Below are 13,185 nucleotides of genomic sequence, written 5' to 3' on the forward strand. Positions count from 1 at the left end.
TGCGCCGGACGCGAGGAGGAACCATGGCGCGGATGCCGTCGGCCGAACGACGCAGGCAGCTGGTCGAGGCGGCGATCAGGGCGATGACCAGGGACGGGGTCGCCCGGACCACCACCCGGTCGATCTGCGCCGAGGCGGGGGTCTCGCTGAGCGTCTTCCACTACTGCTTCGACTCCAAGCAGGCGCTCTTGGAGGCCGCCATCGAGTCGATCAACGACACCTACGTCGTCCACGTCATGTCGGCGGTCGAGCCCAGGGCGACCCTGCGCGAGACGGTCCGGGGCGCCCTCGGCACGTACTGGAGCCACGTCATGGCCCATCCGGCCGAGCACATGCTGACGTACGAGCTCACCCAGTACGCCCTGCGCGAGGAGGGGTTCGAGCATCTGGCCCGGGCCCAGTACGAGCAGTACGTCGCCTCGGGGACCACCCTGATCGAGCAGGTCTGCGCGGTGTGCGGGGTCGAGCCGAAGGTGCCGGTGAGCCTGCTCGCGCATCTGCTCGCGGCGATGATCGACGGACTGACCCTCCAGTACCTGGTCCTCGGTGACGAGCGGACCGCGGCGGCGCTGCTCGACGCGACGGCCGAACACCTGGTCACGCTGATCGGAGGCTGACACTTCATCAACAGGTCATTTGACCCGGACCCTTGACTCACTCGGCGATCCTCGCGATCCTCGGGCCGGGCCGCTGTTACCGCAGGAAACATTCGGCGGCTCACGCCCGGTACTCCCCCATGACCGAAGGCATCGCTGACCATGAATCGACCAACAACGCGCAGAGCGGGCGGGCGATTCGCCCTCGTCTCGCTCTTCATCGCCCTGGCCACCATCGTCTTCGGCGCGGGGCCGGTCCCCGCGGCCGACGCCGGTTCGTGGTGGGAACCCACCGCGCGGCCCGCCGCCGACTCCCAGATCAACGTCACGGGCGCCCCCTTCAAGGGCACCGATGCCCAGGGGAAGGTGCGCGGGTTCGTCGACGCGCACAACCACCTGATGTCCAGCGAGGGCTTCGGCGGCCGGATGATCTGCGGGGCGCCGTTCTCGCAGGCGGGTGTCGCCGACGCCCTCAAGGACTGCCCCGAGCACTACCCGGACGGTTCGGGGGCGCTCTTCGAGCACCTCACCGGTGGTGACAACGGCAAGCACGACCCGGTCGGCTGGCCCACGTTCAAGGACTGGCCCGCCCACGACTCGCTGAGCCACCAGCAGAACTACTACGCCTGGGTCGAGCGCGCCTGGCGCGGCGGCCAGCGGGTGCTCGTCAACGACCTGGTGACGAACGGTCTGATCTGCTCGCTCCTGCCCCGGGACCGCAGCTGCGACGAGATGACCGCGATCCGCCTCGAGGCCCGCAAGACGTACGAGATGCAGGACTACATCGACGGGATGTACGGCGGCCCCGGCAAGGGCTGGTTCCGGATCGTCACCAGCGCCGACCAGGCCCGCTCGGTGATCAAGGACGGCAAGCTCGCCGTCGTCCTCGGCGTGGAGACCTCGGAGCCCTTCGGCTGCAAGCAGATCCTCGACATCGCCCAGTGCGGCCAGGCGGACATCGACAAGGGCCTCGACGAGCTGTACGCGCTCGGCGTGCGCAGCATGTTCCTCTGCCACAAGTTCGACAACGCGCTCTGCGGCGTCCGCTTCGACAGCGGGACGACGGGCGTGGCGGTCAACATCGGCCAGTTCCTCTCGACGGGCACGTTCTGGGCCACCGAGAAGTGCGCGGGCCCGCAGCACGACAACCCGATCGGTCTCGCCGCCGCGCCCGCCGCGATGGCCGAGAAGCTGCCCGCCGGGGTGAGCGTCCCCTCGTACGCCTCCGACGCCCGGTGCAACACCCGGGGTCTGACGCGGCTCGGCGAGTACGCCCTGAAGGGCATGATCCAGCGCGGCATGATGCTGGAGCTCGACCACATGAGCGTCAAGGCCGCGGGGCGGGCGCTCGACATCCTGGAGTCCCAGGAGTACCCCGGCGTCCTGTCCAGCCACAGCTGGATGGACCTGGACTGGACCGAGCGACTCTACCGCCTCGGCGGGTTCGCCGCCTCGTACATGCACGGCGCCGGGGGCTTCGTCGGCGAGGCGTCGCAGAAGGCGGAGCTGCGCAAGAAGTACGGGGTCGGGTTCGGCTACGGCACGGACATGAACGGGGTCGGCGGCTGGCCCGGCCCGGTCGGACCGGACGCGCCGAACGCGGTCACGTACCCGTTCCGCAGCTTCGACGGAGGCTCGGTCCTCGACCGCCAGGTCACCGGTGAGCGCACCTGGGACCTCAACACGGACGGCGCCGCGCACAACGGTCTCGTACCGGACTGGATCGAGCAGATCCGGCTGACCCCCGGCGGCCCGGGCGTCGTGGACGAGCTGTCGCACGGAGCGGAGTCGTACCTGACGACGTGGAAGAAGACCGAGGACCACGAGCCGGGTGTGAACCTGGCCGCCGGGCGGCCGGCGTCGGCCTCGACCACGGAGTGGTGGAACCCCTTCGTGAACTTCTCGCCGGGGCTCACGGTCGACGGCGACACGGGAACCCGCTGGGCCAGCGAGTGGAAGGACGACCAGTGGCTCCAGGTGGACCTGGGCTCGGTGCGTCCGGTCGGGCGGGTCACGCTCGACTGGGAGCGGGCCTACGCGCGCGCGTACCGGATCGAGCTGTCGGAGGACGGCACGACCTGGCGTACCGCCTGGTCCACGGACGCGGGTGACGGTGGCTACGACACGGCGACCTTCGACTCGCAGCCGGCGCGCTATGTGCGCGTGCACGGGGTGAAGCGGGCCACGGACTGGGGCTACTCGCTCTACGAGGTGGCCGTCAACAGGTCCTGAGCGCATGAGGGAAAGGGGCTGTCGGATCCGTCTCCGGATCCGACAGCCCCTTTCCACGTGTGGGGGTCAGCCGGCCGCCGGGCCGGTCCAGTCGGCGGGGACGCGGGCGAGCCGCACCCGCTGGGGGTGGTCGCCGACGTCGACGGAGGCCACCCGCTGCCCGGTGGCGAAGTCGATCGCGGTGACGCGGTCGGCGCCGCTCTCGGAGATGACGCAGGCCTTGCCGTCGCCGCTCACGGTCGCCCAGTAGGGCTTGGAGGCCGGGACGAGCGGGCCCTGCGTGAGGGAGGCGCGGTCGACCACGGTGGCGTAGTCGTCCATCGTCCCGGCGACGCAGAGCTTGTCGCCGTCGGGGCTGATCGAAAGGCCGTGGTGGCGCGAGTCGTTGACCCAGGTGGTGCGGTCGGGGTCGGTCGCCGGGTTGCCGGGCAGGTTCTTGAGGCGGGTGATGCGGTCGGAGTCGACGTCGTACTCCAGGAAGCCGTTGAAGAAGGAGACCTGGAAGTAGATCTTCTTCTCGTCCGGGGTGAAGACGAGCGGGCGCACGGCGTCGGAGAGGTCGCCGCGCCCGAAGGCGTCGAGGCGGTCGCGCATGTCGATGACGCGGACGGTCTGGAAGGTGCGGGCGTCGACGACGGTGATCTTCCGGTCGCCCTTGCTCCAGTCGAGCCAGGGGGCGTCGAGCGCGGTGGTGACCTCGCCGATCGACATGTTCCAGAGCAGGCCGTCGGAGGTGAAGACGTTCTCGTGGGGCTTGTCGCCGGTCTTGAAGGAGCCGACCTGGCGCCCCGTCGCGATGTCCAGGACGTGCACGGTGTTCGCGGTGGAGGCGGAGACCGCGACGCGGGTGCCGTCGGGCGAGACGGCCATGTGGTCGGCGCGGTAACCGGCCACCGGGAAGCGCCAGTTGATCCGTCCGGTCCGCAGGTCGAGGGAGACGACGTCGGCGAAGCTGGGGCGGGAGACGACCATGGCGGAACCGTCGGGGGTCGCGTACATGTCGTCGACGAACTGGTCGTGGCCCTCGCCCGGCCCGCTGCGGACGCCGAGGAAGAAGGCGAGCTTGACGGGGTTCAGGTAGATCTCCCGGAGGCGCTCCTCCTTGTCCGGGATCACGTTCACGCGCCCGACGCGGTGGAAGTCTCCGCGGGCGGCGATCACGTCGGCGGTTCCGTCCCAGTTGTTGCCGACGAACATCACCTCCTGGAGTCCGGCGGGGGCGGCGGCTCCGGTGCCGCCCGAGGTGGTGACGAGCGCGAGGGCGGCGGCGAGGGCGCCGAGGAAGCGGCGGGTTCCGGACGGGCGGGGAGAGGGCATGGGGGTTCCTTCTTCCGTGGCACGACGACGACTTACCGGAGGTAACCATGGTCACGTCACGCCCACAAGCCCTCGGGACGCACCCCGCCGCACCACCCGTCCCGCCCGGTGCGGGATCATGGAAGCAGGCACGCAGAAGGGACGGAACGGACGATGAGGCACCGCAGTGTCGCGGACCTGATGACGCCCACCGCGGTCGCGGTGCAGCGCGGGACCTCGTTCAAGGAGATCGCGCGGCTCCTCGACGAGTACGGCATCACCGCGGTCCCGGTGGTCGACGAGGAGAACCGTCCGGTGGGCGTCGTCTCCGAGGCGGACCTCCTGCGGCGGCACACCGCGAAGGACGGGCCGAGCTCGGCGGAGGCCATGATGTCGAGCCCGGCCGTGACGGCCCGGCCCTCCTGGACGGCCGTCGAGGCGGCCCGTCTGATGGAGCGCCACCGGGTGAAGCGGCTCCCGGTCGTGGACGCGGACGGCCGGCTGATCGGAGTGCTCAGCCGCAGCGATCTGCTCCAGCTGTTCCTGCGGAGGGACCGCTCGATCCAGGAGGAGATCCGCGAGGACGTGATCGTGCGGATCCTGCACCTCTCGCCCTCGGCCGTGCACATCGACGTCGACGAGGGCCGGGTGACGCTCAGCGGCACCCTCGAACGCCCGGGCCTCGGCCCGATCCTGGTCCGCCTGTGCGAGACGGTGGACGGGGTGGTGGAGGTCGTGGACCGTATGGAGTACGGGGAGGGGGACGGCGCCTCCTAGGCCGGCGCTCCCCTGGTCGGCGTTCCTCGGGTCAGCGCTCCCCGGATCGGCGCTCCCCGGGGTGCCTGGATCAGGGCCGCGCCTGGATCGGGCCGCGCCTGGATCGGGCCGTGCCCGGATCAGGGCATGCCCCAGGAGCCCGGCGGTGCGGCGCCCGCCCGTCGGGCTCCCGGTGCGGGAGGCGGTTCCGTCAGGAGACCGCCTCCGGCCAGCCGTAGCCGGGGCCGGTGTGCTGGGGTACGGTCCCCGCGCCCACCGCCTCCATCTCCCGGTTGGCCTCGCGCATGAGCTTGCCGGCCAGGTCCTTCATGGCCCGGCTCGCGGCGAGTTCGTCGCCGATCGCCGGCACGTCCACGTCCGCCGGGTTGCACCGCGCGGAGCCGTGGCCCGTGAGGGTCGAGGTGCCGGTGCTCAGCGTGGCCTCGGCCTTCGTCCTGCCGCTGTCCTCGGTCAGTTCCAGGCCGACCGTCCACTCCAGCGTGCGGCTCATGGTCCGCCCTCCTCGCATCGCCGGGCCGCGCGGCAATCCCCCGCGGCCCCTTACCGATACCTCCAGGATCCATCGGCGGGGACGCACCCGCGCGGGGACGGGGTCAGGGCGCGCGGAAGAGACGGGGGAAGCGGGGTGCGAGCCAGGGCTTGCGGCCCCAGCCGAGCGCCTTGCCGCGGGCGATCACCGGCCAGGGGTCGAGCCGCCCGAGGCCGAGGAGGAGGAAGGCGACCGGCTCCGTGAGGATCGTGCAGTCGGGGCGGGACGGCGGCTCGTGCGCGGTGCGGACGGCGCCGTCCGTCACGGTGACGCCGAAGCCCGGGCCGCCCCGGAGCCGTACGGCGAAGCTCGCGGTGAGACCGGCGACGGCGGCCGGGTCCGCGACCCGGGGCATCGCCTCGATCATGAACGGCAGGGTGAGTTCCACCCGGCGGGCGTCGAGCATGTGGGGGCGGTCCAGGGCGAGGGCGAGGTCGTAGCCGTGACCCAGCATGTGGGTCAGCAGGTACGAGCCGAGGACGGCGGGGCGCTGAGGGCCGAGGGGCGTGGAGAGGTGCTCGTCGGGGTCGCGCTCCTCCACGGCGGCGAGGAACGCGCCGGCCTGGGCCGTGATCATCTCGGCGAGCGGGCCGGGCGACCGCTCGCCGAAGCCGGCGAGGGCGCGTTCGTTGGCCTCGGCCAGGCTGCCGGGGGTGCCGTCGCCGTACGGGCGCTCGTGACCGGCGGCCAGCTCGGCCATGAGGGCGTTCGCCTGCGCCAGGTGGGCGGCGGCCTCGCCGACCGTCCAGGCGGACCGGGGCACGGGCAGCCGCCCGGGGTCCGGCGCCGGGGTGCGCAGGACCGCCGCGATGTCCTCGGCGGTCCCGCGTATCGCCTCGGCCAGCCCTTCGGGCAGCACCCCTGCCGTCCGTGTCGTCATCGATCCGCCCCTCACCCGAGTCCGGCGGCTCCCCGTGGAGCACCGGCTGGTCAGGGACCGTACCAGCGAGTAGCCCCGTTCGTACCGGTCGTCGCGGGGAGTTCTTCGCCGACGGCCGTGGTGGCGACGATCTCGCGGAACCGGGGGCAGTCGGCGAGATCGTCGCGCGTGCAGCCCAGCGCGCATTCGACCAGGTCGAGACAGGCCTGCGCCTCCGCCGCCCGGCGCCGGAGCTCCTCGCGGTGCGCTGCGAGCCGCTGCCGGCGGGCCCCCGGGTCGCCGGTCCCCAGCAGCTCCCGGATGGCGTCGAGGGTGAGGCCCGCCCGCTTGGCCCGCAGGACGACGGCGACGCGGGTGAGGTGGCTGTCGTCGTAGCGGCGGCCGTGGGGCGGGCGCGAGGAGTCCGGCGGACTCCTCGTGCCGCAGCACGTGGGTGGCGAGACCGAACCGGCCGGCGAGGCCGACGCCCGCCGGCTCCCCTGGCGACCGGCCTGGCGGAGTCGGCGGTACGAGCGGGCGCGATCACCTCCGAGGAGGCGGCGGCCTGGACGGCGGACCAGACAGCGCGGGCCGAAGGGGACCGCTTCTTCCTGGCGGTCCCCTTCTTCACGGCGTCCGGCACCCGGGCGTGAGGCTCACGCCCCGGCCGGGGCGCCGTCCACCGTGAGGACGAGCTTGCCGGTGGTGCGGTCGGTCTCGCCGAGGGCGTGGGCCTTGGCGGCTTCGGCGAGGGGGAAGACGGCCTCGATGTGGGGGCGGAGGGCGCCGGAGGCCGCGAGGGCGGCGATGGCGTTCATGCCGGCGTGGTCGGCCTCGACGAGGAGGGTCAACGCGCGGACTCCCTTCGCCGCCGCCCTGGCCGCGTCGTCCGGGTCGGTGGGCGGCAGCAGGGAGACGAGCGTGCCGCCGGGGCGGAGGACGTCGAAGGAGCGGGTGCGGGTGTCGCCGGACAGCGGGTCGAGGACCATGTCGACGTCCTGGACGGCCTCGGTGAAGTCGGTGGCGCGGTAGTCGATGACCTCGTCCGCGCCGAGGGAGCGGACGAAATCGTGCTTCGGAGCGCTCGCGGTGCCGATGACGTACGCGCCGCGGGCCTTGGCGATCTGGACGGCGAGGTGGCCGACGCCGCCGGCGGCCGCGTGGATCAGGACCCGCTGGCCGGGGCCGACCTGGGCCGTGTCGACGATCGCCTGGTACGCGGTGAGCGCGGCGAGCGGCAGGGCGCCGGCCTGCACGTGGTCGATCTCGGCCGGCTTGTGGGCGAAGGCGCGGGCGGGGGCGGTCACGTACTCGGCGTGGGAGCCGACGCCGTGCGGGTACGGCAGCATCCCGAAGACCTCGTCGCCGGGCTTGAACACGGTCACGCCGAAGCCGACGGCCTCGACGACGCCGGAGACGTCCCAGCCGAGGACGAGGGGCAGGCGATCGAGGAAGAGGGAGGAGGAGCGGTGCTTCCAGTCGGTCGGGTTGACGCCGGCCGCGCGGACGGCGACGAGGATCTGGCTGGGGCCGGGCACGGGTCGCGGGACCACGACCTCCCGGAGGACCTCGGGGGTGCCGAGGGTGTCCTGGCTGATGGCGCGCATGGTGGGCTGATTGCTCATGCCGTCCAGACTCGCCGCCGGCCCCACCCGCGTACCATGGCATGATTGCCATCTTTCGAAGGGATCCTGCCATGACTGCTGTCACGGGTGACCGTCATCGTGTCGTCGTCCTCGCCCTGGACGGGGTCTACCCCTTCGAGCTGGGCATCCCGAGCCGGGTGTTCGGCACGGTCGCCGAGCACTACGAGGTCCTGACCTGCTCGGTGGACGGCCGGCCCGTCCGTACCAACTCCGACTTCTCGGTGACCGTCCAGCACGGACCCGAGGTGCTCGCCACGGCGGACACCGTGATCCTTCCGCCCTTCGACATGTCCCTCCTCTCCCGCGAGCTCCCCGCGGCCGTCGCGGGGGCGCTCGCCTCCGTGCCCGCCGGGGCGCGGATGGTGTCCATCTGCACGGGCGCGTTCGTCCTCGCGGCCGCCGGGCTCCTGGAGGGCCGCCCCGCCACCACGCACTGGTCGCTGGCCGCCGTCTTCCGCGACTGGTTCCCGCAGGTGGCCCTCGACGCCGACGTGCTGTTCGTCGACGACGGCGACGTGCTGACCTCGGCGGGCGCCGCGTCCGGCGTGGACGTCTGCCTGCACCTCGTACGGAAGGACCACGGCACCGCGGTCGCGAACTTCGTGGCGCGGGTGTGCGTCGTGCCGCCGTGGCGGGACGGCGGGCAGGCCCAGTACATCGAGCAGCCCGTGCCCGACACCGCCGCCAACGACACCTCGGCGACCCGGCAGTGGGCGCTGGAGAACCTGCACGAGCCGCTGGCCCTGAGCACGCTCGCCGAGCACGCCCGGATGAGCCTGCGGACCTTCGCGCGCCGGTTCAACGAGGAGGTCGGCATGAGCCCCGGCCGCTGGCTGATCCAGCAGCGGGTGGCCCGCGCCCGGCACCTCCTGGAGTCCACGGACCTCGCCGTCGACGACATCGCGGGCCAGGTCGGCTTCGCCACCGGCACCTCGCTGCGCCAGCACCTGCACGCGGCGATCGGTGTCTCCCCGCTCGCCTACCGGCGCACCTTCCGGGGCGGGGCCGCCGTCCTCCCCTAGGGTCTGTCTGACAATTCGCGCCGGATCAGGCCGGGTCGTCCGGTGCGTGCGATCGGCGTGCGGCCGGGGCGCCCTCGGATGGGGTCTCCCCTGCTCGAGCGAAGCCGAGAGCTTGGGGAAGGAGCTACTTGGGCGTTTCGGCCGTGCGGCGAGCGTGCGTGCCGGGCGGGCCGGACCCGGCGGGAATTGTCAGACAGACCCTAGGGCCCTGCCATAGGCCATGGGTAGGCTTGGGGCCCGTGAGGCATAAGGATTCCGATGGCCCGGCGGGCGGTGCGGGACGGCCGCCGGCCGACCTGAACCTGCTGCGGACCTTCCTGGCGGTCTACCGCTCCGGTTCGTTCACCGCCGGCGCCGGGCTGCTCGGCCTTTCGCAGCCGACGGTGACCACCCAGATCCGCGCCCTGGAGCGGCAGACCGGCCGCGAGCTGTTCGAGCGGCTGCCGCGCGGCGTCGCCCCGACCACCGTCGCCCACGAGCTCGCGGGCCGGATCGCCGGGCCGCTCGACGCGCTGGCCGCCGCGGCCGGGCACGAGGCCGCTCCGCACGAGCGGACCGCGCCCGTCCATCTCGCGGGCCCCGCCGAACTCCTCTGCACGCGCGCCCTGCCCGCCCTGGCCCCGCTGACGGCCGAAGGCGTACGGCTGAGGGTCAGCCCGGGCCTGACCGAGCCGCTCCTCGACGAGCTGCGCGCCGGCCGGCACGACCTGGTGATCGCCACCTTCCGGCCGCGCGGGCGGGCGCTGACCGCCGTACCGCTCACCGACGAGGAGTTCGTCCTGGTCGCGGCTCCCGGGTGGGCCGAGCGCGTCAGGGAACGCCTGGCCCTGGAGGGACCGGCGGCGCTGCATCGCGTCCCCCTCGTCACGTACGCCGAGGATCTGCCCATCGCCCGCCGCTACTGGCGGCACGTGTTCGGGGCGCGGCTGTCCTGCCCCGCCGCCGTGACCGTGCCCGATCTGCGCGGGGTCCTCGCCGCGGTCGTCGCCGGAGCGGGGTTCAGCGTCCTGCCGCGCTACCTGTGCCAGACCGAGCTGGCCTCCGGCGCCCTCGTGGCGCTGCACGAACCGGAGGACCCGCCCATCAACACCGGCTACCTCGTCCAGCGCCCGGGCCGCCCCGACAACCCCGACGTCACCCGCGTACGGGACGTGCTGATCGAGGCCGGACGCACCTGGTGACGCCGGGGCACCCGGCGACGCCGGGCCGCCCGGTGGCCCCCGGGGGCCGCCAGCGGCTCCTGCTATAACCGGCACATGATCTACCACGTCGTGACGTCCGCCGCATGGTCCGCCCGGCCCGAGGAGCCGTACGCCCCCGCCTCCCTCGCGGAGGAGGGTTTCGTCCACTGCTCCCCCGACGAGCCGACGACGCTCGCCGTCGTCAACGCCTTCTACCGCGGCGCCTCGCGGCCGCTCCTGGTGCTGCTCCTCAATGAGAGCCGGCTCACGGCCAGGACCGAGTGGGAGGCCGCCGCGCCGACCCCGCCGCCCGGCGTCTCCGGGGAGACGCTCTTCCCGCACGTGTTCGGGCCGATCGACCGTGCGGCCGTCGACGGGATCCTGGAGATCACCTGGGACGCGGACGGCCGGGCGACGGGGCTCGCGAAGACCGGCTGACCGGCCGTCAGTCCTTGTTCAGGTAGGCCAGGACGGCGAGGACGCGGCGGTTGTTGGTGCCGTCGTCGACGATGCCGAGCTTGCCGAACAGCGAGGTCGTGTACTTCCCGATGGCGCTCTCGCTGAGGAAGAGGCGCTGGGCGATGACCTGGTTGGACAGTCCTTCGGCCATGAGGCCGAGCACGGAGTGCTCGCGTTCGGTGAGCTTCTCCAGGCGCCGGTTCGAGGGGCCGCCGGACAGCAGCTTGGCGATGACGGCCGGGTCCATCGCGGTCCCGCCGGCCGCGACGCGTTCCAGGGCGTCGATGAACTGGTCGGCGTCGAACACGCTGTCCTTGAGGAAGTAGCCGATGCCGCCGGTACCGTCGGCGAGCAACTCCCGGGCGTAGAGCTGCTCGACGTACTGGGAGAGGATCAGGACCGGCAGTCCAGGCACTTCGGCGCGGGCCGCGATGGCCGCCCGCAGGCCCTCGTCCGTATGGCTCGGCGGCATGCGGACGTCGACGACGGCGACGTCGGGCCGCCAGGCGCGCAGGGCCTGCAGCGTCTCGGGTCCGGTGGCCGCCGTCGCCACCACCTCGTGACCGTAGGCCTCGATGAGCCGGACCATCCCGTCGCGCAACAGGTACAGGTCTTCGGCTACGACGATGCGCATGGCACCTCCAGGGTCGCGCGGGTCGGGCCGCCCGCCGGGCTGATGATCTCCAGGGTGCCGTCGAAGACGGCGAGCCGGCGACGCAGCCCCGCGAGCCCGCCGTCGTCCCGGACGCGTGCTCCACCGCGGCCGTCGTCCTCGACCACGACGACGACGCCCGCTGCCGTGGTGGCGTCCCGGGTGAGGGAGATCCGTACCCGGGCCGCCCTGGCGTGCTTGACCGCGTTGCTCAGGAGTTCGGCGACGGCGAAGTACAGGGCCGATTCGACGGGCGGGTCCGGGCGGTGCGCGAGGTCCGCGTCGACGGTGACGTCGAGCGGGCAGTCCAGGGCGAGCGCGCGGACGGCGTCGACGAGGCCCCGGTCGCTCAGGACGGGCGGGTTGATGCCCCGGACCAGTTCCCGGAGCTCGGTCAGGGAGGCCGTGGCGCCCGCCCGCGCCTCCTTCATCAGCGCCTTGGCCCGCTCGGGGTCGGTCTCCATCAGTTTCTCCGCCGTCGCCAGGGAGAGCCCGAGGCCGACCAGGCGTGCCTGCGCCCCGTCGTGCAGGTCCCGCTCGATCCGGCGGATCTCGGCGGCCTGAATGTTCGTCACATCGGCGCGCTGGGCGGTCAGTTCCTCCACGCGCTCGGCGAGTGCCATCGCGGACGACGGGCGCAGGAAGCGCACGGCGACCGGCTCGATCGGCCGCCAGGCGTACGGGGACACCGCGACGGCCGTCAGCAGGGCGAGCAGTCCGGCGAGGCGGCCTGCGGTCCCCCAGGCGTCGAGCCCGAGTCCGAGGACGGCCGCGGCCACCCCGGCCGGCGGGAGGCAGGCGACGAGTCCTGCGGTGAGCGGCAGGATCGCGGTGAAGCGCAGGTCGCGCAGGTTGGCGGGGTCGTTATAGCGGATGCGCCACTTCTGGTCCATGAGGGCGTCGCGGCGGGTGCGTTCGTACCCGAAGCCGTTCCACCAGTGGCCGGTGGCCATCCGCGTGACCGGCGGGGCCTCCCGGTAGCCGGCGGGGACGACGGTGCCGGTCCACCGGGCGACGAGGTGGCGGACGGCCCGGCAGACCGGCCGGGACAGGGCGAGCGTGCCCACGGCCACGATCACGACCGGCGCGAGCCACGACCAGGGGTTGCCCGGTCCCCACCGGATGCCCAGCGCGATCGCGGCCGCCCACACGGCGGGGATCACCATGCCGACGGCGGCCACCGCGCACGCTCTGGAGAACCCCGCGCCGACCCGCGCCGACCACGTACCCAGCTGTCCCATGCCTCCGCCTTCGTCTTCCGTCCGGTGCGTCCACTGTGCACCGGACGTGGCCCCGCACCCGCCGGTCCGCGGGAGGAGTGTGGCCGGCCCCACCCCCTCGTACGTCCAGACGGATACCGGCCCCACCGGCCGCCCGGCAGTGTTCCGGGCATGGAAACCAACCTGAACTCCCCGTCCACGGCAGCCCCGTTCGACAGCGACGTCACCCGGCGAGCCTTCGGCACGGCGGCGACGAGCGTCAAGGTCTTCGGCGCGCTCACCGGCCTCTCCCTCCTCGTGGTCGCCGCCGTGGCGGGCAGCGGTCACCAGGTGAACACGTTCATGTGGGTACGGGCCGTCCTGCTGCCCCTGGTCGCCGTCCTCGTCCACCGGCTGACCGTCTCCGCCTCCCGCGGATCCCGGCGGGCCTTCGAGCGGGTGCGGGGCCTCGCCGTCGTCCTGCCGATCGCGATCATCGGCGTCGATCTGATCCCGGGCGTCTGCCCGCCGTGGTACGCCGTGATGCAGACCGTCTGCGTGCTGCCGGTGATCCGGCTCGCCCTGCTCAGCCGCGGCCCGGCCCTGCGCACCGCCTTCCCCCGGTAAGGCCATCGCCGTGTGCGGTTCGCGGCGCTCTCGGATAGACCTTGGACCACAGGGTGTCGGCCGGCCCGCCGGAAGCCACCAGTCCGGCGTCACGTGCCGCCCACCACCCG

14 protein-coding genes are annotated in these 13,185 nt (G+C 73.0%); 7 read left to right on the forward strand and 7 right to left on the reverse strand.

Annotated elements, in window-relative coordinates; genetic code table 11:
- The first annotated feature begins 23 nt into the window (after positions 1 to 23).
- A complete protein-coding gene (locus ACWGN5_RS18055) occupies positions 24 to 617 on the forward strand; it encodes a TetR/AcrR family transcriptional regulator (protein ID WP_453516113.1) in 594 nt (197 codons plus the stop codon).
- A gap of 141 nt (positions 618 to 758) precedes the next feature.
- A complete protein-coding gene (locus tag ACWGN5_RS18060; protein ID WP_453516114.1) occupies positions 759 to 2,828 on the forward strand; it encodes a galactose-binding domain-containing protein in 2,070 nt (689 codons plus the stop codon).
- Positions 2,829 to 2,894: 66 nt separating this feature from the next.
- Here the strand turns inward: ACWGN5_RS18060 and ACWGN5_RS18065 are convergent, their stop codons facing one another.
- Positions 2,895 to 4,145 (reverse strand): YncE family protein, encoded by a 1,251-nt coding sequence (locus ACWGN5_RS18065; RefSeq protein ID WP_453516117.1) that lies wholly within the window; start codon positions 4,143 to 4,145, stop codon positions 2,895 to 2,897.
- A gap of 153 nt (positions 4,146 to 4,298) precedes the next feature.
- Between ACWGN5_RS18065 and ACWGN5_RS18070 the strand changes: the two genes are divergently transcribed.
- A complete protein-coding gene (locus ACWGN5_RS18070; RefSeq protein ID WP_453516120.1) occupies positions 4,299 to 4,901 on the forward strand; it encodes a CBS domain-containing protein in 603 nt (200 codons plus the stop codon).
- Positions 4,902 to 5,091: 190 nt separating this feature from the next.
- Here ACWGN5_RS18070 and ACWGN5_RS18075 read toward each other — a convergent pair whose 3' ends face one another.
- The 4 genes from ACWGN5_RS18075 to ACWGN5_RS18090 all read right to left on the reverse strand — a co-directional run bounded on the left by ACWGN5_RS18075 (position 5,092) and on the right by ACWGN5_RS18090 (position 7,896).
- A complete protein-coding gene (locus tag ACWGN5_RS18075) occupies positions 5,092 to 5,391 on the reverse strand; it encodes a dsRBD fold-containing protein (RefSeq protein ID WP_369142534.1) in 300 nt (99 codons plus the stop codon).
- A gap of 103 nt (positions 5,392 to 5,494) precedes the next feature.
- Positions 5,495 to 6,310, reverse strand: coding sequence for a maleylpyruvate isomerase family mycothiol-dependent enzyme (locus tag ACWGN5_RS18080; protein ID WP_453516123.1), 816 nt, complete (start codon positions 6,308 to 6,310; stop codon positions 5,495 to 5,497).
- Between the two features lie 50 nt (positions 6,311 to 6,360).
- Complete coding sequence (locus ACWGN5_RS18085) at positions 6,361 to 6,870, reverse strand: MerR family DNA-binding protein (protein WP_453516182.1); 510 nt, start codon at positions 6,868 to 6,870, stop codon at positions 6,361 to 6,363.
- A gap of 75 nt (positions 6,871 to 6,945) precedes the next feature.
- On the reverse strand, positions 6,946 to 7,896 hold the full coding sequence (locus tag ACWGN5_RS18090; RefSeq protein WP_453516185.1) for an NADP-dependent oxidoreductase: 951 nt from the start codon (positions 7,894 to 7,896) through the stop codon (positions 6,946 to 6,948).
- Between the two features lie 89 nt (positions 7,897 to 7,985).
- On the opposite strand from ACWGN5_RS18090, the gene ACWGN5_RS18095 reads away from it, so the two are divergent.
- From ACWGN5_RS18095 to ACWGN5_RS18105, 3 genes are all read left to right on the forward strand, one after another.
- The gene (locus ACWGN5_RS18095; protein ID WP_453516125.1) at positions 7,986 to 8,957 is read left to right on the forward strand and encodes a GlxA family transcriptional regulator; all 972 of its coding nucleotides are present in this window, start codon (positions 7,986 to 7,988) and stop codon (positions 8,955 to 8,957) included.
- A 239-nt stretch (positions 8,958 to 9,196) separates the two neighbouring features.
- Positions 9,197 to 10,138 (forward strand): LysR family transcriptional regulator, encoded by a 942-nt coding sequence (locus tag ACWGN5_RS18100; RefSeq protein ID WP_453516127.1) that lies wholly within the window; start codon positions 9,197 to 9,199, stop codon positions 10,136 to 10,138.
- 75 nt (positions 10,139 to 10,213) lie between these two features.
- A complete protein-coding gene (locus tag ACWGN5_RS18105) occupies positions 10,214 to 10,576 on the forward strand; it encodes a DUF952 domain-containing protein (protein WP_453516130.1) in 363 nt (120 codons plus the stop codon).
- Positions 10,577 to 10,583: 7 nt separating this feature from the next.
- On the opposite strand, the gene ACWGN5_RS18110 is transcribed toward ACWGN5_RS18105, so the two are convergent.
- A complete protein-coding gene (locus tag ACWGN5_RS18110) occupies positions 10,584 to 11,231 on the reverse strand; it encodes a response regulator transcription factor (protein ID WP_453516131.1) in 648 nt (215 codons plus the stop codon).
- Positions 11,216 to 12,490: a sensor histidine kinase gene (locus ACWGN5_RS18115; RefSeq protein ID WP_453516133.1), complete on the reverse strand. Its 1,275-nt coding sequence runs from the start codon at positions 12,488 to 12,490 to the stop codon at positions 11,216 to 11,218. Before ACWGN5_RS18115 ends, ACWGN5_RS18110 begins: the two co-directional genes overlap by 16 nt.
- A 150-nt stretch (positions 12,491 to 12,640) precedes the next feature.
- Here ACWGN5_RS18115 and ACWGN5_RS18120 point away from each other — a divergent pair, with 150 nt between their 5' ends.
- Positions 12,641 to 13,075, forward strand: coding sequence for a hypothetical protein (locus ACWGN5_RS18120; protein ID WP_453516136.1), 435 nt, complete (start codon positions 12,641 to 12,643; stop codon positions 13,073 to 13,075).
- Positions 13,076 to 13,185: the final 110 nt, after the last annotated feature.

This window comes from Streptomyces sp. NPDC055815 (assembly GCF_053616475.1).